Origin of the sequence: Halomonas sp. B23F22_10 (assembly GCF_043496975.1) — a bacterium.
Lineage (GTDB): Bacteria > Pseudomonadota > Gammaproteobacteria > Pseudomonadales > Halomonadaceae > Halomonas > Halomonas smyrnensis.
Genome location: NZ_JBIEKF010000004.1, coordinates 119166 through 137797 on the forward strand (window position 1 = coordinate 119166; position 18632 = coordinate 137797).

The following is an 18632-nucleotide window of genomic DNA, read 5'->3' on the forward strand; positions in this document are numbered from 1 at the left end:
TCGCGTCAGGCGTGGGCGGCGTAGGCGTAGAGCAGCGTCTCCTGGGCGCTGATCGGCGCGGCGTCGCCGGGGGCCTGCTTGATGTAGGTGCCGTCGGGCTGCAGCAGCCAGCTCTGGCAGTTGTCGACCAGGTAGGTCTCCAGGTCCTTGCGCACCTGGGCCGCCAGCTTCTTGTCGAGCAGCGGGAAGCAGGTCTCGACCCGGTGGAACATGTTGCGGGCCATGAAGTCGGCGCTGGAGCCCCAGGCCTCGGGCTTGCCGTCGTTGTGGAAGTGGAACACCCGGGTGTGCTCCAGGAAGCGGCCGATGATCGAGCGCACCCGGATGGTCTCGGAGATGCCGGGCAGGCCGGGGCGCAGGCAGCACATGCCGCGGATGATCAGGTCGCACTCCACGCCGGCCTGGGAGGCCCGGTAGAGGGCCTGGATCAGCTTGGGCTCGGTCAGCGAGTTGCACTTGATGATCAGGTGGGCGCGCTTGCCCTTGCGGGCGAATTCGGCCTCGCGATCGATCATCGCCACCAGTCGCTCGTGAAGAGTGAAGGGCGCGTGCAGCAGCTTCTCGATCTGGCGCGCCCGGCCCATGCCCGAGAGCTGCTGGAAGACCTTGTGCACGTCGGCGCACAGCACCGGGTTGGCGGTCAGCAGGCTGTAGTCGGTGTAGAGCTTGGCGGTCTTGGAGTGGTAGTTGCCGGTGCCCAGGTGGGCATAGTGGCGCAGCTGGCCCTTCTCTCGGCGCACGATGTGCATCATCTTGGCGTGGGTCTTGTAGGCCATCACGCCGTAGATGACGATGGCGCCGGCCTCCTGCAGCCGCGAGGCCAGGGCCAGGTTGTCGGCCTCGTCGAAGCGCGCCCGCAGCTCGATCACCACCGTGACTTCCTTGCCGTTGCCGGCGGCCTCCACCAGGGCATTGACGATGGGGGAGTCGGCGCCGGTGCGGTAGAGGGTCTGCTTGATGGCCAGCACCTCGGGGTCGCGGGCGGCCTCGCGCAACATCTCCTCCACCGGTGAGAAGGAGTGGAAGGGGTGGTGCAGCAGGATGTCCTGCTCGGCCATGGCCTGCAGCACGCTGTCGCGCTTGCGCAGCGCCTTGGGCAGGCCGGGGGTGAAGGCGCGGTAGCACAGCTCCGGGCGCTCCACCTCGCCCAGCACCGACATCATGCGGGTCAGGTTCACCGGGCCGTTGACCCGGTAGAGGTCGGCCCCCTCGAGCTTGAACAGCTTGAGCAGGAACTCGGTCAGCTCTTCCGGGCAGTTGTTGGCGACCTCGAGGCGCACGCCGCTGCCGTAGCGGCGCGAGAGCAGCTCGCCGCGCAGCGCCGAGGCCAGGTCGGAGACGTCATCGGGGTCCATCGAGAGGTCGGCGTTGCGGGTCAGGCGGAACTGGTAGCAGCCGTTCACCTTCATGCCGGGGAACACTTCCTCGGCGTGGGCGTGCATCATCGACGACAGGAAGACGTACTCGGTGAAGCCTCCCTCGCAGAGCTCGTCGGGCAGGGCGATCACCCGAGGCAGCGAGCGCGGGGCGGGCAGGATGGCCAGGCCGCCCTCGCGGCCGAAGGCGTCCTTGCCCTCGAGCTCGACGATGAAGTTGAGGCTCTTGTTGACCAGGCGCGGGAAGGGGTGCGAGGGATCGAGGCCGATGGGACTGATCACCGGCATGATCTCGCTCTCGAAGTACGCCTTGACCCAGGTGCGCTGGGCCTCGCTCCAGTCGCCGCGGCGGCGGAAGCGCAGGCCCTGGCCCTCGAGGGCGGGCAGCAGGGTGTCGTTGAGGATGCGGTACTGGCGATCGACCTGCTCGTGGGCGATCTGCGAGATCTCGCTCAGCACCGAGCGCGGCGAGCGGCCGTCGGCGCCTGAGGAGGCGTCGCCGACCATGATCTGGTTCTTCAGGCCGGCCACGCGGATCTCGAAGAACTCGTCCATGTTCGAGGAGAAGATCAGCAGGAACATCAGCCGGTTGAGCAGCGGGTGCGCCTCGTCCAGGGCCTGTTCCAGCACCCGCACGTTGAACTGCAGGTGCGAGAGCTCGCGGTTGAAGTAGAGCCCGGGATCTGCGAGGTCGGCCTCGGGGTCCGGCAGCGCCTTGGGCTTGATCCCCGTGCGCGTCTGGTTGATGCGCGGGGCGGGCATCTCGCTCTGGGGCTCGCCTGTCGCGGCGGGCTCGGAGGTAATCGAGGTGTCGGGGCTACGTGAGTCGTCCATGGAAGTACCCTGTCGTCGGCCCGCGGGCGGCCGCGTCGCTCGCCGGGCGTTATCGTTCATGATGCCGTCCTGCCCGTGGCGCCGGGAGGCGTCATGCATCGCCTGTTGCGGGAGACGATCAGGGGCAGGCGGGGCCGGGCTCGGCCGCCGTGGCAAGTCTGGTGCCCATAAATGACAGAATGATGACAGCCCTCCGCCGGGGGGCGATGTCCTGAGTATATCAGCACGCTTCGACGCCGAAAGACGCGCCTTGTCGCGCTTACGGGGACTCTCTAAAGTGGTGGCTTCATGTTCATCGGCCCCGTCGACGACCGGCGGGGGGCGCACAAGGAGACGCATAATGAGCAAGCAGGTGGCGGTCATTCTGTCGGGATGCGGTGTCCAGGATGGCTCTGAGATCTACGAGACCACCCTGACCCTGTTGCGCCTGGATCAGCTGGGCATCGGCTATCGCTGCTTCGCCCCGGACATCGACCAGCATGACGTGGTCGATCACCGCAGCGGCGAGGCGGCCGGGGAGCGCCGCAACGTGCTGGTCGAGTCGGCGCGCCTGGCGCGCGGCGAGATCTCTCCGCTGGCCGAGCTGGAGGCCGACGAGTTCGATGCCGTGATCCTGCCCGGCGGCTTCGGGGCGGCCAAGAATCTCTCCAACTTCGCCGTGGCCGGCGCCGACATGGTGATTCACGAGGGGCTGGTGGAGGCCATGGCCGAGTTCCACGAGGAGCGCAAGCCGATCGGCCTGATGTGCATCGCGCCGGTGATGGTGCCGCGCCTGCTGGGGCCGGGCATCGCCGTGACCATCGGTCACGACCCGGGCGTGGCGGGCGCCATCAGCAGCATGGGGGGGCTGCATCGCAGCTGCGGCGTGGAGGACATCGTGGTCGACTTCGACAACCGCGTGGTCACCACCCCGGCCTACATGCTGGCCACCCGCCTCGGCGAGGCGGCGACCGGCATCTTCAAGCTGGTGGATCGCATCGACGAGATGATGGATCTGTAAGCGCCGAGCTACGAGTGCCGGGCGACAAGAAACCCCGAAGGCCCAGGCCTTCGGGGTTTCTTTTGCTCCGGGCGATGTGCGGCTCGCGGCTTATTCCTCGTCGGCGGCGTCCCGGTCGCGCCTGCGACGCACCAACCGGCCGAACAGCAGGCCGACCTCGTAGAGCAGGTACATCGGCACCGCCAGCAGGCTCTGGGAGACCACGTCCGGCGGGGTCATCAGCATGCCCACCACGAAGCAGCCCAGCACCACGTAGGGGCGCTTCTTCGACAGGCTCTCCACCGTGGTCGCCCCGCTCAGGATCAGCAGGAAGGTGGCGATCGGGATCTCGAAGGCCACGCCGAAGGCGAAGAACAGCTTGAGCACGAAGTTGAGGTATTGGTTGATGTCGGTCATCACCGCCACGTCCTCCGGCCCGGTCTGGGTGAAGAACTGGAACAGCAGCGGGAAGACCACGTAGTAGGCGAAGGCGGCCCCGGCGTAGAACAGCGCCACGCTGGAGGCCAGCAGCGGCAGCGCCAGCGCCTTCTCGTTGTCGTACAGCCCCGGGGCGATGAAGGCCCAGGCCTGATGCAGCACGAAGGGCACGGCGATGAACACCGCCACCACCAGGGTCAGCTTGAAGGGCGCCAGGAACGGCGAGGCCACCTCGGTGGCGATCATCCGCGAGCCTTCCGGCAGCAGTGCCATCAGCGGCTCGGCGACGAAGGCGTAGATGTCGTTGGCGAAGGCGTAGAGGCCGAGGAAGATCACGAGTATCGCGATCACCGCGCGCAGCAGCCGCGAGCGCAGCTCGACCAGATGCTCGATCAGCGGGGCATGGCCCGGCCCCTGGGAGTCGTCGGTTTGGCTCATCGGGAAGAGGCGTCCTCGTGGGCGTCGGCGTCGGAGTCATCGGTCTGACGGCGGGCGCGACCCAGGGCATCGTCGAGGCGACGCTCGGGCGTGGCCTCGGCGCGTTCCCGGGGGGCGGCGCCGGTGCCGCGCTCGCCGGGCGTCTCCACCGAGCGTTCGACGTCGCGCTTGACCCGGTCGAGGCCCTCGTCGAGCTTCTTCTGCTGCTCGTTGAGCTTCTGGCGCAGCTCCTCCGCCTCGAGCTGGGCGTTGATCTCGCGCTGCATGCCGGAGACCGTGCGCTTGATACGACCGATCCACATCCCGGCGGTGCGGGCGGCCCTGGGCAGACGCTCGGGGCCCAGCACCAGCAGGGCGACCACGCCGATGAACAGGAGTTCGAGAAAGCCGATGTCGAACATGGCGGCTTACTTGCGCTCTTCCGATTCCTCGGCCTTGCGCTCGGCATGGACGTCGTAGGTCCGGCCTTCGTCGTCGTGGCGCACCTGGGCCTGGGGCTTGTCGCTCTCGTCGCTTTTCTCTTCCTCGCCCATGGCCTTCTTGAAGCCCTTGACCGCGCCGCCGAGGTCACCGCCGACGTTGCGCAGCTTCTTGGTGCCGAAGATCAGGATGATGATGCCGAGGACGATCAGGAGTTGCCAGATACTGATGCCGCCTAACATAGGGTATACCTCAGGTTGCTGCGCCGGAGATCGGCGTCGTTGTCTTATCGGGGCCGCGCGGCCTTTTCGTCGTGGCCGGACAGACCGAAGCGTCGGGACAGCTCGTCGAGGACCTCGCGATGGCTCAGCCCCATGTGCGACAGCATCACCAGGCTGTGGAACCACAGGTCGGTCGTCTCGGCAACCAGCGCCTGGCGCGCCGCCTCGTCGCCCTGTTCGGCGTCCTTGGCCGCCAGCAGCGTCTCGGTGGCTTCCTCGCCGACTTTCTCGAGTATCTTGTTCAGGCCCTTGTGATGCAAGCTGGCCACGTAAGAGTCGTCGGGAGCGGCCTGGCGGCGGCTGGTCAGGACCTCGTCGAGGCGGTCGAGAATATCGCTCATATGAGACGTTTCCGTTGCAGTGGGTGAATCAGTTCCAGGCCAGCAGCGCCGCGCCGATGGCCACCGCCCCCAGCACCGGCCAGGGCTGGCCGTCTGCCCATTGGACCAGCGGCTGCCAGGCGAGTGCCACCGCCACGATCACGAGCCCCAGGCGCAGGCGGCGCTGGCGCCTGCCCTGACCCTCGAGGCGGCGCTGGATGGCACCGATGGCCTCGCTCTGGCGCTGGCGCTGCTGATGGCCGTGTTCGGCCCGGGCCAGGGCCTGGTGCGCGAGCACCGGCAGCTCCGGCAGCTGTCGCGAGAGCTCGGGGGCCTGACGCTTCATGGACTCCCAGAGCCCGCGGGTGCCGGCGCGCTCCTTCATCCAGTCCTCCAGGTAGGGCTTGGCGGTGGCCCAGAGGTCGAGGTCCGGGTACAGCTGGCGCCCCAGGCCCTCGATGTTGAGCAGGGTCTTCTGCAACAGCACCAGCTGCGGCTGGACCTCCATGTTGAAGCGCCGGGCGGTCTGGAACAGGCCCAGCAGCACCTGGCCGAAGGAGATGTCCTTGAGCGGCTTCTCGAGGATCGGCTCGCACACGGTGCGCACCGCGGCGGCGAACTCGTTGGCCCGGGTGTCCTCGCTGACCCAGCCCGACTCGATGTGCAGCGCCGCCACCTCGTAGTAGTCCTGATGGAAGAAGGCCAGCAGGTTGCGCGCCAGGTAGTCCTGGTCCTCGCGGGTCAGGCTGCCGACGATACCGCAGTCGATGGCGATGTACTGCGGGTTCCAGGGCGTCTCGCGGGACACGAAGATGTTGCCCGGGTGCATGTCGGCGTGGAAGAAGTTGTCGCGGAACACCTGGGTGAAGAAGATCTCCACGCCGCGCTCGGCCAGCCGGCGCAGGTCGGTGCCCTGGGCCTCGAGGGCCTCGAGATCGGCCACCGGGATGCCGTGGATGCGCTCCTGGACCATCACCCGGCGGCGGGTCAGCGCCCAGTGGATGGTCGGCACGAACAGCAGCGGCGAGCCCTTGAAGTTGCGCTTGAGCTGGGAGGTGTTGGCGGCTTCCTTGGTCAGGTCGAGCTCGTCGAACAGGGTCGACTCGTAGTCGCGGACGACCTCCACCGGGCGCAGCCGGCGGGCCTCGGGGATGCGCGCCAGGCCCGCGGCCAGCCGGTACATCAGCGCCATGTCCTGGCGCATCACGCGTTCGATGCCGGGGCGGATGATCTTGACCACCACCTGCTCGCCGTCGGGCAGCCGGGCGGCGTGGACCTGAGCCACCGAGGCCGAGGCCAGCGGCTCGGACGAGAACTCCGAGAAGGCCTCGTCCAGCGACATGCCGAGCTCTTCCTCGACCAGCCCGCGGGCCAGGTGGCCGGGGAAGGGCGGCACCTGATCCTGCAGCCGGCGCAGCTCGTTGCCGATGTCGTCGGGGAACAGGTCGCGGCGGGTCGACAGCACCTGGCCGAACTTGACGTAGATCGGCCCCAGGCTCTCCAGCGCCAGGCGCAGCCGCTCGCCGCGCGGACGCTGGCCCACCGGCACCAGCCGCAGCGGCGACAGGGCGAGCAGGCCGCGCAGCCACCAGGGTAGCCGCTCGTGGGGAATCAGGGTATCCAGGCGATAGCGGGTGACCACCCAGGCGATGCGCGCGAGCCGCCGGATCATGCGCCGTCTCCCGCCGAGATGAGGCGGCGGCGCAGGCGGTCCAGGCGCGCCTCGAGGCGGTCGGTGGCGATCTCCAGCTCGGTGAGGTGATCGCGCAGCCCCTCGAACTGATGGCGGCCGGGCAGCAGGCGGGCCTCCTCGAAGACGTACTCGGAGACGTCGGCGCACAGCTCCTGGCGGGTGCGCAGGCCCCAGCGGCCGAGGCTGCGCATGCCCTCGGCCAGGCTGTGGGCCGGCACGTCGCCGAGCCAATGGGCCAGCTCGCCCTCCCAGTCCAGGTCGAGGTCGAGCAGCAGGTCGCGGGTCGCCTCGAGCAGCGGGATATGCCCGCGCACCGCGAGCTTGCCCTGGAACATCAGCCGCTCCACCGAGGCGCCGCCGAGCAGCTCGCCCAGGGTCTCGGGGTCGAGTTCGACGACGGCGTCGAAGGCGTTCTCTGGCTCGTCGTCCGGGCGCATCAGGTCCACGCCCTGGGTGTGGTAGGCCATGGCCACGGCCAGCGGCGAGCCCTCGAGACGCACCAGCAGGCGCTGGCCGGCGAGGCGGGAGAGCCTCGCGGGCGCGGCGGGGTCGCGGGCCAGCAGGGCGTTGAGGCTGCGTTCGAGGCCGCCCAGCAGCAGGGTCGGTGTTAGCGCCATCTCGTCCTCACAGCTTGATGCCGCGGTGCAGGGCGACGATGCCGCCGGTGAGATTGGTGTACTCGACCCGCTCCAGGCCGGCGGCCTCCATCATGCCCTTCAGGGTCTCCTGATCGGGGTGCATGCGGATCGACTCGGCGAGGTAGCGGTAGCTCTCGGCATCGCCGGCCACCAGCTCGCCCATGCGCGGCAGCAGGCGGAAGGAATACTGGTCGTAGGCCTGGCTCAGCAGCGCGTTGTCGGGCTTGGAGAACTCCAGCACCAGCAGCCGGCCGCCGGGCTTGAGCACCCGCGCCATGGAGCGCAGCGCGGCGTCCTTGTCGGTGACGTTGCGCAGGCCGAAGGCGATGGTGATGCAGTCGAAGGTGTTGTCCGGGAAGGGCAGGGTCTCGGCGTTGGCCTGGACGTACTCGACGTTGCCGCCGACGCCCCGATCGAGCAGCTTGTCGCGGCCGACCCGCAGCATCGATTCGTTGATGTCGGCCAGCACCACGCGCCCTCGGGGACCGACCAGTCGCGAGAACTTCAGCGTCAGGTCGCCGGTGCCGCCGGCGATGTCGAGCACGCTGTGACCCGGGCGGACGCCGGCGCGTTCGATGGTCAGGCGCTTCCACACCCGATGGATGCCGAACGACATCAGGTCGTTCATCACGTCGTAGCGGGCGGCCACCGAGTGGAAGACGTCGGCCACGCGGGAGGCCTTCTCATCGACCGGAACTTCCTGGTAACCGAAGTGTGTGGTGCGCTTGTCGCTGGGGGTCATGCGAGGGAGGCTCCCGGGTCAGCTGCACAATGGGGGCGAGGCCGACGGCCCCGCGTGTTGGGCCGCATTGTAGCGCCCCCCGGGGGGCCTTGTCTTGACGGCGGAGGCGGTTGGCAGAGTGCCGATCCGCTCGGTGACGCTGCACAGAGGGGCGCCGCGAAAGGGGCGTAGAGGGGGTTTTTGGCCATGGGTGAGGCGAATTCGCCGAACGGGCTGGCCATGGAGGGCCAGCACCGGTCCTGCAAGCGTAGCGGGATGAGGGAGCGAAGCAGGGCCAAAGTAGCGCCCAGGGATGGGTTCATAGCGCCCCTCGAAGGCCCTTTCGGCGGGTCAGCCCCGACTATCTTGGGATGCCCCTGGAGCCGTGCCGACACTTAGAGTTGCTTGATCTCGATGCCTAGCGCTTCCCGCGAGGCCCCGGCGTCTTCGAGTCGCTGCAGGTAGTCGGCCCAGTTGGCCTCCCGGTGCTCGATCAGCTCGTGCAGGTAGTCCCAGCTGTAGAGGCCGCTGTCGTGGCCGTCGTCGAAGTGCAGCTTGAGCGCGTAGCGGCCGGCCTGGGTGATGTTGGCCAGGCCGACGTGCTTCTTGCCGACCTGCAGGGTCTCCTGACCCTGACCGTGGCCGCGCACTTCGGCGGAAGGGGAGAAGACGCGCAGGTACTCCACCGACAGCCGGTGGCTCTCGCCGCCTTCATAGGTCAGCTCCAGCTCGCGGGCCTGCTTGTGGTAGTGCACTCGGGTGGGAATCGGGGCGGACATGGGCACCTCCGGTGAAATGTCCGAGGGATGCGTGGCGCGAGGGGGAGGGAGGTCGGGTCTCCCTCCCCATGCGATCGCCTTTTCGCGTCGCGCTTAGAGGATGTAGCGCGACAGGTCCTCGTCCAGCGCCAGCTCGCCGAGCTGGGCGTCGACGTAGGCGGCGTCGATGGTCAGCGGGCTGCCCAGGTCGCCGCCCTGGTAGGAGGCCTCCTCGAGCAGGCGCTCCATCACGGTATGCAGGCGACGGGCGCCGATGTTCTCGGTGCCTTCGTTGACCTTCCAGGCGATCTCGGCGATGCGTGCGATGCCGTCGTCGGTGAAGGTCACGTCCAGGCCTTCGGTGGCCATCAGCGCCCGGTACTGGCGCGTCAGCGCCGCGGACGGCTCGGTGAGGATGCGCTTGAAGTCGTCCGGCGTCAGGGCGTCGAGCTCGACGCGGATCGGCAGGCGGCCCTGCAGTTCGGGGATCAGGTCCGACGGGCGCGCCAGGTGGAAGGCGCCGGAGGCGATGAACAGGATGTGGTCGGTCTTCACCATGCCGTACTTGGTGGACACGCTGGAGCCCTCGATCAGCGGCAGCAGGTCGCGCTGCACGCCCTCGCGGGAGACCTCGCCGCCGCTGGAGTTGGCGCTGCCCTTGGCGACCTTGTCGAGCTCATCGAGGAACACGATGCCGTGCTGCTCGACCGCCTCGATGGCGCGGCTCTTGATGTCGTCCTCGTTGACCAGCTTGCCGGCCTCCTCGTCGCGCAGCAGCGCGAAGGCGTCCTTCACGGCCACCCGGCGGGTCTCGGTCTGCTGCTTGCCCATGCTGGAGAACAGGTTCTGCAGCTGGCTGGTCATCTCTTCCATGCCCGGCGGGGTGTTGATGTCCATGCCCTGGCCCTGGGGCGTGACCTGGATATCGATTTCCTTGTCGTCGAGCTGACCCTCGCGCAGCTTCTTGCGGAACGACTGGCGGGTGGCGTTCTCGGTGCGCGGCTCGTTCTCCTGGCCGCGGGGCGGCGGCAGCAGGGCGTCGAGGATGCGGTCCTCGGCGGCGTCCTCGGCGCGATGGCCGACCTCTTCCTTGGCCTGCTCGCGCACCAGCTTGATGGCGGCCTCGGTGAGATCGCGGATGATCGACTCGACGTCGCGGCCGACGTAGCCCACCTCGGTGAACTTGGTGGCCTCGACCTTGATGAAGGGCGCGCGGGCCAGCTTGGCCAGGCGGCGGGCGATCTCGGTCTTGCCCACGCCGGTGGGGCCGATCATCAGGATGTTCTTGGGCGTGACCTCCTGGCGCAGCTCGTCGTCGAGCTGCATGCGGCGCCAGCGGTTGCGCAGCGCCACGGCCACGGCGCGCTTGGCGTCCTGCTGGCCGATGATGTACTGGTCCAGGGCGTGGACGATCTCGCGCGGGGTCATCTGGGTCATGATCAGAGCTCTTCCAGCGTGACGTTGTGGTTGGTGAACACGCAGATGTCGCCGGCGATCTCCAGCGATTTCTCGGTGATCTCGCGGGGCGACAGCTCGGTGTTCTCGAGCAGGGCGCGGGCCGCGGACAGGGCGAAGTTGCCGCCGGAGCCGATGGCGATGATGCCGCGTTCGGGCTCCACCACGTCGCCGTTGCCGGTGATGATCAGCGAGGCGTTCTTGTCGGCCACGGCCAGCAGCGCCTCGAGGCGGCGCAGGGCGCGGTCGGTGCGCCATTCCTTGGCCAGCTCCACGGCGGCCTTGGTCAGATGGCCCTGGTATTTCTCGAGCTGGGCCTCGAAGCGCTCGAAGAGGGTGAAGGCGTCGGCGGTGCCGCCGGCGAAACCGGCCAGCACCTGGCCGCGGTAGAGGCGACGCACCTTGCTGGCGTTGCCCTTCATCACGGTGTTGCCCAGCGACACCTGGCCGTCGCCGGCCAGCGCCACCTGGTCGCCGCGACGCACGGATACGATCGTGGTCATGGAGGGGACTCTCCTTGTGGGAGCGTTCGGCTCCCGATGACTTTGGAATGGCGGAACAAGGGGCGCGGGCGAGGCATGTCGCACCGCTCGCCGGTTCGTGCCGGCGATTCCCCTGCGGCGCCGCGAGAGGCGGCGCCGTGCATGAGCTACTGGGGAGGTGTGGGCGCCGGGGCCGGAATTCAAGCGTGGCGCGTCACTGCAGTTGGATGAGCAGCGGCTCGATGCCCTGGGTGGACATCAGGTCGCGGGCCCGGGACAGCTCGCGACGGTCCTGGTAGGGGCCGACCTGGACGCGGTGCCAGGTCGCGCCGTTGCCGGTCTGGACCTCGCTGATGTTGGCCAGCAGGCCGAAGTCCTTGAGCCGGCCGGCCAGCTGCCGGGCGTCGCCGGCCTGGCGGAAGGAGGCCGCCTGCAGCACATAGCGCTTGCCGTCCTCGGCGTTGCGCGTCGTGTCCTCGGCCGGTGCGCTGTTGGCGGCGATCACCTGGGCGATGGGGTCGTCGGCCGAGACGGACTCGGTGCTCGAATCGTCCTCCTCGTCATCGTCCTCGGCGGGCCGCGGGGGCGGCGTGGCCGTGGAGGAGGCCGCCTGCTCGCCTGGGGCGATGACCTCGGATTCCGGCAGCAGGGTGTAGAACTCGAAGGTCGGCATCGGCGGCTCGTCGTCCGCCGGCGCCTGGCCGCCGGACTGGCCCTGGGGCTCGCCGGCGGTCAGCGGCGCCGGCGAGGCCGGGCCGTCCTGCCAGGGGGCGGTGCCGTGCTGGTGCTGCGAGATCAAAAAGCCGGCCACCAGGCCGGTCAGGCCCCATAGCCAGCCGGGCACGCCACGCCGCGGCGCCGGTGCCTTGGCGGGGCGCTTCCGGGAGCTGGTGGCGCCTCGCTTGCGGCTGTTGTCGGCGGGCTTGCGGCTGGCCATGGCTTACATCTCCTCGGGGGCGCCGACGCCCATCAGGTCCAGGCCGTTGCGCAGCACCTGGCGGGCGGCCAGGAACAGCGCCATGCGGGCGTTGCGCAGGGTATCGTCCTCGACCATTACCTTGACGGCGTTGTAGCAGGTGTGGAACTCGGCGGCGAGATCGAGCAGGTACTGGGCGATCTGCTGCGGCTCGCGGCTGGCGGCGGCGTGGGCCACCACCTCCGGGTAGCGGGCCAGGCGGTTCATCAGCGCCTTCTCCTGCTCGGCCTCGAGGCGCGCCAGGTGGTCCATGGCCTGGCCGTGGTCGAACGGCTGCTCGAGCGACTCGGCCTTGCGCAGCATGCTGCACACGCGGGCGTGGGCGTACTGCACGTAGTAGACCGGGTTGTCGTTGGACTGCGAGCGGGCCAGGTCGATGTCGAAGGTCAGCTGGGAGTCGGCGCGGCGTGCGGCGAGGAAGAAGCGCGTGGCGTCGCGGCCGACCTCGTCGATCAGGTCGCGCACGGTGACATAGCTGCCGGCGCGCTTGGAGAGCTTCACCTCCACGCCGGAGCGGGTGACCATCACCATCTGGTGCAGCACGTAGTCGGGCCAGCCCTGGGGGATGTCGGCCTCCAGCGCCTGCAGCCCGGCGCGCACGCGGGTCACGGTGGAGTGGTGGTCGGCGCCCTGCTCGTTGATCACGGTGGTGAAGCCGCGCTGCCACTTGTCGAGGTGATAGGCGACGTCGGGCAGGAAGTAGGTGTAGTGGCCGTCCTGCTTGCGCATCACCCGGTCCTTGTCGTCACCGAAGTCGGTGGTGCGCAGCCAGGTGGCGCCGTCCTGCTCGTAGGTGTGGCCCTTCTCGGCGAGGCGCTCGGCGGTGGCCGCCACCTTGCCGTCGCGGTACAGCGAGGACTCGAGGAAGTAGACGTCGAACTCGACGCCGAAGGCGCGCAGGTCGAGGTCCTGCTCGCGGCGCAGGTAGGCCACGGCGAACTCGCGGATGGCGTCCAGGTCGTCCGGGTCGGCGGCGCCGGTGACGTGGCGATCGTCGGCGTGGATGGTGTCGCCGGCCAGGTAGCCGTTGGCCACGTCGATGATGTAGCCGCCGCGATAGCCGTCGGCCGGCCAGCCGTCGTCCTCGGGGTCGAGGCCTTTTACGCGGGCCTGCACCGAGAGCGCCAGGTTGGAGATCTGGGCGCCGGCGTCGTTGTAGTAGAACTCGCGGGTGACGTCATAGCCCACCGCCTCGAGCAGGCGGCAGATGCTGTCGCCGATGGCCGCGCCGCGGCCGTGGCCGACGTGCAGCGGGCCGGTGGGGTTGGCGGAGACGAACTCCACCTGCACCTTCTGGCCCTGGCCGCTGAGGCTGCGGCCGAAGGTGTCGCCTTGGTCCAGCACCTGTCGGATGACCTGGGCCGCGGCGTCGGTGGCGGCGAAGAAGTTGACGAAGCCGGGGCCTGCGATCTCGACCCTCGACACGGCGTCGCTTGCCGGCAGCGCTTCGACCAGGGCCTCGGCCAGCTCGCGGGGCTTCCTACCGGCGGGCTTTGCCAGCATCAGCGCCAGGTTGGTGGCGTAGTCGCCGTGGGCCTTGTCCTTGGTCGGGTCGACCTTGATGGTCGGGGCGAGCTCGGAGGGCAGGACGTCCTGGCGCTTGAGTTCGTCCAGGGCGCCCTCCAGCAGGGAGATGATGGTGTCTTTCATGGGGAATCTGATGTCCTGTGGCGCGGGCGGGTCGAACGCCCGTCGGCGGGCATTTGGCCGCACATTATCGACAATTGCGCGCGGGCTTTAAACCCCGGGCCGGCCGCGGCGCCGGCGCGCCACGGGCCTTAGATGCCGTCAGCTCAGCGTCTGGGGGTCGATGTCCAGCGACCAGCGCACCCGCCGCGCCGCCGGTTCGGCCTCCAGCCAGGCGGCCAGCCAGGCGCCGGCCTCGTGGAGCCGGCTGCGCTTCTCGGCGGAGAGCATCAGCTGCAGGTGATAGCGGTTCTGGCGGCGTTCCATGGGCGCCGGCACCGGGCCCAGGCAGTCCACGTCCAGCTCGCGCGCCTCGAGGTGCTCGCGCAGCGCCTCGGCGGCGCGGCCGCCGAGCTCGGTGACCGCCGCCTCCTGGGCGCCCTCCAGGCGCAGCAGCGCCAGGAAGCGGAACGGCGGCAGGGCGGCGACGCGGCGTTCCTCCAGCAGCTGCTCGGCCAGGGCGTCGTAGCCGCGGGCCGAGAGCAGGCGCAGGTGCGGGTCGTCGGCGTGCATGGTCTGCACCAGCACGCGGCCCGGATGGGCGGCGCGCCCGGCGCGGCCGGCCACCTGCTCGAGCAGCTGGGCGCTGTGTTCCAGGGCGCGGAAGTCGCTGGCATAGAGGCCGGCGTCGGCGTTGACCACCACCACCAGGGTGACGTGGGGCAGGTGATGGCCCTTGGCCAGCATCTGGGTGCCGACCAGCAGGCAGGGCTCGCCGCGGCGCACCTCGGTCAGGGTCTGTTCCAGGGCGTCTCGGCGCCGGGTGCTGTCGCGGTCGATGCGGTGCACCGGCACGTCGGGGAAGCGCTCGGCCAGCGTCTCCTCGGTGCGCTCGGTGCCGCTGCCCAGGGGGCGCAGGTCGGCGCTGCCGCAGTCGGGGCAGGCGTCGGGCAGGGCGCGGCGCTGGTCGCAGTGGTGACAGGCCAGCAGCGGCGGCTGGCGATGCAGGGTCAGGCGGGCGTCGCAGTGGTCGCACTCGGCGAGCCAGCCGCAGGCGTGGCAGCTGAGCGTCGGGGCGAAGCCGCGGCGGTTGATGAACACCAGTACCTGATGGCCGGCGGCCAGGGTCTCTTCGACGGCCTCGAGCACCGGCGGAATCAGCCCGCCGCGGCGGGTGCGGCCGCGCAGATCGACCAGTTCCAGGCGCGCCGGCGCGTGGCGGCTGGCGCGCTGGGTCAGGCGCAGGTGGCGGTAGTCGCCGTTCTGGGCCCGGTGCAGGGTCTCCAGCGACGGCGTGGCGCTGCCCAGCACCAGCGGGATGCCGTGATGATGGGCGCGGGCCACGGCCAGGTCGCGGGCGTGGTAGCGCAGCCCCTCCTGCTGCTTGAAGGAGCCGTCGTGCTCCTCGTCGACGATGATCGCGCCGGGGGTGGCCAAGGGCGTGAAGATCGCCGAGCGGGTGCCGATGACGATCGGCGCCCGGCCGCTGGCCGCGGCTTCCCAGGCGTCGAGCCGCTCGTGATCGGTGAGCCCCGAGTGCAGCGCCACCACCGGCACCCGGAAGCGGCGCTTGAAGCGCGCCAGGGTCTGCGGCGTCAGGCCGATCTCGGGTACCAGCACCAGGGCCTGGCGGCCGCGGCCGACCACCGCCTCGATCAGCTGCAGGTAGACCTCGGTCTTGCCGCTGCCGGTGACGCCGTGCAGCAGGCAGGGATGATAGGCGTCGAGGCCCTCGTGAAGCGTGGCCAGGGCGGCGGCCTGCTCGCGGTTGAGCGGCAGCACCGGCTCGGCCAGCAGCGGGCCGCCGGCCTCGGCGGGGCCGGTGCGCGGCTCCTCGCGCCGCGTGACCAGCCCCTTCTTCTCCAGGGCCTGCAGCTGGGGGCGGGTGAACGACTGGGCGAGGATGGCCTGGGCGAGCAGCCCGTGAGGATGCTGGCACAGCATGGTCAGCAGCTCGGCCTGGCGCGGCGCCCGGCCGAGGCTCTCCGGCGTCTCGCCGGCGCCGGTCTCGGTGACCTGCCAGCGCTCCCGGGTGCGGGCCTCCAGGGCGCGTCCCTGGCGCAGCAGCGCGGGCAGCGCATGATGCAGGGTGTCGCCGGGCGCATGCTGGTAGTAGCGGGCGGTGAAACGGCACAGCCACAGCCAGTCCGCCGGCAGGGGGGCGTCGTCGAGGCGGTCCTCGATCGGCTTGAGCCTGTCCAGCGGCAGGTCGCTGTCGTCGCGGCACTCCACCACCACGCCGACCACCCGGCGCGGGCCGAAGGGCACTCGCACGCGCAGCCCCGGCTGCCAGCCGCCTTCCGGCGGGGCGCCGGCGGGGCGATAGTCGAACAGTCGGCGAAGCGGGGAGGGGACGGCGATGCCCAGCACGGCGGGGGAGGAAACGGACAATTGGCCTCCGGAGGCGGCTCTGCTAGAATGCTCGGCCGCCGCGTCACCCTAGGTGGGGCGGCGCCCGGTTTGAACGTTCAGACAACCCGTATGCGGTGCCTGGCATGAGATCAGGTGGCGGCATACAGCGTAGCGAGGCTCAAGATGAAACAAGGTATCCACCCGAATTACAAGACGGTCAACGCCACCTGCTCCTGCGGCGCCACCTTCCAGGTCGGCACCACCAGCGATCAGGACCTGTCCCTGGACGTCTGCTCTCAGTGCCACCCGTTCTACACTGGCAAGCAGAAGCAGGCGACCACCGGTGGTCGCGTCGAGCGCTTCAACAAGCGCTTCGGTGCCGCCGTCAAGCGTTGATGCGTCGCCGGCGCCCGGCGCCGGCTTCGGCAGCATCCGAAAGAACCCGCCCTCGTGGCGGGTTTTTTTCGTGCCCGACACACGGCGCCGTCGCCTCGATAAGGGATTCTTTATGGTAGGACGGCCAAGTATAAGTTGCGATAAATGGTGTTGATCGTCTGCGAAAGCGATTGCTAGATTGTGTAACTTTACTAAGTTGAGAAGTGGAAGTTTTTTTTATAACCTCGCTGGCCCTCACCACCACTCGAACCGGATCCTGAGCATGACAGACGCGAAGAAACAGGCGGCACTGGACTATCACGCGAAGCCCATTCCCGGGAAGCTGTCGGTGGAGCTGACCAAGCCCACCGCGACCTCCAGGGATCTCGCCCTGGCCTACAGTCCGGGCGTGGCCGAGCCGGTGCGCGAGATCGCTCAGGATCCGGAGAACGCCTATCTCTATACCGGCAAGGGCAACCTGGTGGCGGTGATCTCCGACGGCAGCGCCATCCTGGGGCTCGGCAACCTGGGCGCGCTGGCCAGTAAGCCGGTCATGGAGGGCAAGGGCGTGCTGTTCAAGCGCTTCGCCGGCATCAACTCCACCGACGTGGAGGTCAACGCCGAGAGCCCGCAGGCCTTCATCGACACCGTGGCGCGCATCGCCGATACCTGGGGCGGCATCAACCTCGAGGACATCAAGGCGCCGGAGTGCTTCGAGATCGAGCGCGCGCTGGTCGAGCAGTGCAGCATCCCGGTGTTCCACGACGACCAGCACGGCACCGCCATCGTCACCGCGGCGGGCATGCTCAATGCCCTGGATATCGCCGGCAAGTCCCTCGAGGAGGCGAAGATCGTCTGCCTCGGCGCCGGGGCGGCGGCGATCGCCTGCATGAAGCTGCTGGTGTCCTGCGGCGCCCGCGCCGAGAACCTGGTGATGCTGGACCGCAAGGGCGTGATCCACAGCGGCCGCGAGGATCTCAACCAGTACAAGGCGATGTTCGCGGTCGACACCGACAAGCGCACCCTGGACGACGCCATCGACGGTGCCGACGTCTTCATCGGCCTGTCCGGCCCCGGCCTGATGAGCGCCGACCACATCCGCAAGATGGCCGACAATCCGGTGGTGTTCGCCTGCACCAACCCGGATCCGGAGATTCACCCGGACCTGGCCCGCGAGACGCGTCCCGACGTGATCATGGCCACCGGGCGCTCGGACTACCCGAACCAGGTCAACAACGTGCTGGGCTTCCCGTTCATCTTCCGCGGCGCGCTGGACGTGCGGGCGACGCGCATCAACGAGGAGATGAAGGTCGCCGCGGTGCACGCGCTCAAGGACCTGGCCCGCGAGCCGGTGCCCCGGGCGGTGCTGGAGGCCTACGAGGCGGAGAGCATGAGCTTCGGGCGCGACTACATCCTGCCCACGCCGGTGGACGTGCGGCTGCTCGAGCGGGTCTCCTCGGCGGTGGCCCAGGCGGCGGTGGACTCCGGCGTGGCGCGCAAGCCCTATCCCTCGCACTATCCGCTCAAGACCGTGGACGACGTCTACGGGGGTTGATCGCCAAGGCGGTGCGTGAACGACGACGCCGGCCCTCGGGCCGGCGTCGTTGCGTCTGTAGGGGCGCAGGAAAGAGCGCCTCGATGGCCTACCAGTCGTAGAGCAGCGAGACGTTGGTGATGCGATCGGTGCGCGCCTCGGCGGTGTCGGGCGGGCGGGTGTTGTGCTTGATCTCGTAGGAGAGCTTGAGCGCCAGGTGCTCGTTGAGGCGCGAGGTCAGGCTCGAGAGCGAGCGGGCGGTCAGGTTGCGATCGGTGCCTTCCAGCGACAGCTCCTGGGCGAAGGAGGCGGTGTCGGAGAGGTGCCAGCGGTAGTCCATGGCGCCGTAGACCACGCCGAGGCGCTGGACGCGCTCGTCGGTCACGCTGTCGACCCGGTAGCCGGGCCCGGCCTCCAGCGACAACACATGGCGGTCGTTATCCAGCACCTGGCGGCCGTAGCCGCCGATCACGGTGGCCTGATAGTCGTAGCCGCTGAAGCGGTCGTCCTCCCAGCGGGCGAAGCCAAACAGATAGTGCGGGCCTTCGATGTCGTAGCGTTCGCGGGCCGCCAGCAGGTACTGCTCGGCGCTGGTCTCCTCGTCCTGGGTGACGTGGCGGGCCTCGCCGCGCAGGCTGTGGGTGAAGGCGTCATCCAGCCATACCAGGCGGCCCTTGGCGATCAGGGTCTGGCTGTTGGTGTTGCCCTGCAGATGGGTGAAGCCGAGCTCGGCCTCGCCGGTCAGCGGCGGGGCATCGCCCGTCGGCTCGGGCGGGGCATAGAAGGGGGAGGCCGTGGCATCGCCGGCCAGCATCAGCAGGCCGAGCCCGCAGGCGAACATCACCTTGGAGCGCATGGTGCTTTCTCGCGGTCGGTTCGGGGGTGAGTGTCAAGGAAGGCCGGTGCGGCGGCGGGCCGCCGCACCGGCGAAGGGGC

The 18632-nt window shown here is 69.3% G+C and carries 18 protein-coding genes; 3 read left to right on the forward strand and 15 right to left on the reverse strand.

The window, feature by feature from the left end:
* Positions 1-5 precede the first annotated feature (5 nt).
* A complete protein-coding gene (gene ppk1 / locus ACGTNF_RS10355) occupies positions 6-2210 on the reverse strand; it encodes a polyphosphate kinase 1 (RefSeq protein WP_394601640.1) in 2205 nt (734 codons plus the stop codon).
* 340 nt (positions 2211-2550) lie between these two features.
* On the opposite strand from ppk1, the gene elbB reads away from it, so the two are divergent.
* The gene (gene elbB / locus ACGTNF_RS10360; RefSeq protein ID WP_394601642.1) at positions 2551-3210 is read left to right on the forward strand and encodes an isoprenoid biosynthesis glyoxalase ElbB; all 660 of its coding nucleotides are present in this window, start codon (positions 2551-2553) and stop codon (positions 3208-3210) included.
* 90 nt (positions 3211-3300) lie between these two features.
* On the opposite strand, the gene tatC is transcribed toward elbB, so the two are convergent.
* From tatC to ACGTNF_RS10425, 13 genes are all read right to left on the reverse strand, one after another.
* Complete coding sequence (gene tatC / locus ACGTNF_RS10365; protein WP_394601643.1) at positions 3301-4065, reverse strand: twin-arginine translocase subunit TatC; 765 nt, start codon at positions 4063-4065, stop codon at positions 3301-3303.
* Positions 4062-4466, reverse strand: coding sequence for a Sec-independent protein translocase protein TatB (gene tatB, locus ACGTNF_RS10370; RefSeq protein WP_152479745.1), 405 nt, complete (start codon positions 4464-4466; stop codon positions 4062-4064). Before tatB ends, tatC begins: the two co-directional genes overlap by 4 nt.
* 6 nt (positions 4467-4472) lie before the next feature.
* Positions 4473-4727 (reverse strand): Sec-independent protein translocase subunit TatA, encoded by a 255-nt coding sequence (gene tatA, locus ACGTNF_RS10375; protein WP_394601644.1) that lies wholly within the window; start codon positions 4725-4727, stop codon positions 4473-4475.
* A 44-nt stretch (positions 4728-4771) separates the two neighbouring features.
* The gene (locus ACGTNF_RS10380) at positions 4772-5107 is read right to left on the reverse strand and encodes a phosphoribosyl-ATP diphosphatase (protein ID WP_016853479.1); all 336 of its coding nucleotides are present in this window, start codon (positions 5105-5107) and stop codon (positions 4772-4774) included.
* A 28-nt stretch (positions 5108-5135) separates the two neighbouring features.
* Positions 5136-6758, reverse strand: a complete 1623-nt coding sequence (ubiB, locus tag ACGTNF_RS10385) for a ubiquinone biosynthesis regulatory protein kinase UbiB (protein ID WP_394601645.1) — start codon at positions 6756-6758, stop codon at positions 5136-5138.
* Positions 6755-7396 (reverse strand): ubiquinone biosynthesis accessory factor UbiJ, encoded by a 642-nt coding sequence (locus tag ACGTNF_RS10390; protein ID WP_394601647.1) that lies wholly within the window; start codon positions 7394-7396, stop codon positions 6755-6757. The genes ubiB and ACGTNF_RS10390 overlap by 4 nt, the downstream gene beginning before the upstream one ends.
* 7 nt (positions 7397-7403) lie before the next feature.
* Positions 7404-8159: a bifunctional demethylmenaquinone methyltransferase/2-methoxy-6-polyprenyl-1,4-benzoquinol methylase UbiE gene (ubiE, locus tag ACGTNF_RS10395; protein WP_016853482.1), complete on the reverse strand. Its 756-nt coding sequence runs from the start codon at positions 8157-8159 to the stop codon at positions 7404-7406.
* Positions 8160-8533: 374 nt separating this feature from the next.
* Complete coding sequence (locus tag ACGTNF_RS10400; protein WP_016853483.1) at positions 8534-8917, reverse strand: gamma-butyrobetaine hydroxylase family protein; 384 nt, start codon at positions 8915-8917, stop codon at positions 8534-8536.
* 93 nt (positions 8918-9010) lie between these two features.
* Positions 9011-10333, reverse strand: a complete 1323-nt coding sequence (gene hslU, locus ACGTNF_RS10405) for an ATP-dependent protease ATPase subunit HslU (RefSeq protein ID WP_394601649.1) — start codon at positions 10331-10333, stop codon at positions 9011-9013.
* A 2-nt stretch (positions 10334-10335) separates the two neighbouring features.
* Positions 10336-10854, reverse strand: coding sequence for an ATP-dependent protease subunit HslV (gene hslV, locus ACGTNF_RS10410; protein ID WP_016853485.1), 519 nt, complete (start codon positions 10852-10854; stop codon positions 10336-10338).
* A 193-nt stretch (positions 10855-11047) separates the two neighbouring features.
* Positions 11048-11770 (reverse strand): SPOR domain-containing protein, encoded by a 723-nt coding sequence (locus ACGTNF_RS10415; RefSeq protein ID WP_394601650.1) that lies wholly within the window; start codon positions 11768-11770, stop codon positions 11048-11050.
* A 3-nt stretch (positions 11771-11773) separates the two neighbouring features.
* Positions 11774-13459: an arginine--tRNA ligase gene (gene argS / locus ACGTNF_RS10420; protein ID WP_394601652.1), complete on the reverse strand. Its 1686-nt coding sequence runs from the start codon at positions 13457-13459 to the stop codon at positions 11774-11776.
* Positions 13460-13597: 138 nt separating this feature from the next.
* On the reverse strand, positions 13598-15826 hold the full coding sequence (locus ACGTNF_RS10425; RefSeq protein ID WP_394601653.1) for a primosomal protein N': 2229 nt from the start codon (positions 15824-15826) through the stop codon (positions 13598-13600).
* 144 nt (positions 15827-15970) lie between these two features.
* Here ACGTNF_RS10425 and rpmE point away from each other — a divergent pair, with 144 nt between their 5' ends.
* Both rpmE and ACGTNF_RS10435 read left to right on the forward strand, forming a co-directional pair.
* Entirely contained in the window at positions 15971-16183 is a 213-nt protein-coding gene (gene rpmE, locus ACGTNF_RS10430) for a 50S ribosomal protein L31 (RefSeq protein WP_016853488.1), read from the forward strand.
* Between the two features lie 262 nt (positions 16184-16445).
* A complete protein-coding gene (locus tag ACGTNF_RS10435) occupies positions 16446-17717 on the forward strand; it encodes a malic enzyme-like NAD(P)-binding protein (RefSeq protein WP_394601654.1) in 1272 nt (423 codons plus the stop codon).
* Positions 17718-17805: 88 nt separating this feature from the next.
* Here the strand turns inward: ACGTNF_RS10435 and ACGTNF_RS10440 are convergent, their stop codons facing one another.
* A complete protein-coding gene (locus tag ACGTNF_RS10440) occupies positions 17806-18552 on the reverse strand; it encodes a DUF481 domain-containing protein (protein ID WP_394601655.1) in 747 nt (248 codons plus the stop codon).
* Positions 18553-18632 lie beyond the last annotated feature (80 nt).

Bases quoted from the DNA above. Each gene is read 5' to 3' on its own strand.
- hslV (WP_016853485.1), bottom strand. From the start codon at position 10,854: ATGACCACGATCGTATCCGTGCGTCGCGGCGACCAGGTGGCGCTGGCC.
- ACGTNF_RS10390 (WP_394601647.1), bottom strand. From the start codon at position 7,396: ATGGCGCTAACACCGACCCTGCTGCTGGGCGGCCTCGAACGCAGCCTC.
- tatA (WP_394601644.1), bottom strand. From the start codon at position 4,727: ATGTTAGGCGGCATCAGTATCTGGCAACTCCTGATCGTCCTCGGCATC.
- tatB (WP_152479745.1), bottom strand. From the start codon at position 4,466: ATGTTCGACATCGGCTTTCTCGAACTCCTGTTCATCGGCGTGGTCGCC.
- ppk1 (WP_394601640.1), bottom strand. From the start codon at position 2,210: ATGGACGACTCACGTAGCCCCGACACCTCGATTACCTCCGAGCCCGCC.
- elbB (WP_394601642.1), top strand. From the start codon at position 2,551: ATGAGCAAGCAGGTGGCGGTCATTCTGTCGGGATGCGGTGTCCAGGAT.
- ACGTNF_RS10435 (WP_394601654.1), top strand. From the start codon at position 16,446: ATGACAGACGCGAAGAAACAGGCGGCACTGGACTATCACGCGAAGCCC.
- ubiE (WP_016853482.1), bottom strand. From the start codon at position 8,159: ATGACCCCCAGCGACAAGCGCACCACACACTTCGGTTACCAGGAAGTT.
- ACGTNF_RS10415 (WP_394601650.1), bottom strand. From the start codon at position 11,770: ATGGCCAGCCGCAAGCCCGCCGACAACAGCCGCAAGCGAGGCGCCACC.
- ACGTNF_RS10440 (WP_394601655.1), bottom strand. From the start codon at position 18,552: ATGCGCTCCAAGGTGATGTTCGCCTGCGGGCTCGGCCTGCTGATGCTG.
- argS (WP_394601652.1), bottom strand. From the start codon at position 13,459: ATGAAAGACACCATCATCTCCCTGCTGGAGGGCGCCCTGGACGAACTC.
- ubiB (WP_394601645.1), bottom strand. From the start codon at position 6,758: ATGATCCGGCGGCTCGCGCGCATCGCCTGGGTGGTCACCCGCTATCGC.
- hslU (WP_394601649.1), bottom strand. From the start codon at position 10,333: ATGACCCAGATGACCCCGCGCGAGATCGTCCACGCCCTGGACCAGTAC.
- tatC (WP_394601643.1), bottom strand. From the start codon at position 4,065: ATGAGCCAAACCGACGACTCCCAGGGGCCGGGCCATGCCCCGCTGATC.
- ACGTNF_RS10400 (WP_016853483.1), bottom strand. From the start codon at position 8,917: ATGTCCGCCCCGATTCCCACCCGAGTGCACTACCACAAGCAGGCCCGC.
- ACGTNF_RS10380 (WP_016853479.1), bottom strand. From the start codon at position 5,107: ATGAGCGATATTCTCGACCGCCTCGACGAGGTCCTGACCAGCCGCCGC.
- rpmE (WP_016853488.1), top strand. From the start codon at position 15,971: ATGAAACAAGGTATCCACCCGAATTACAAGACGGTCAACGCCACCTGC.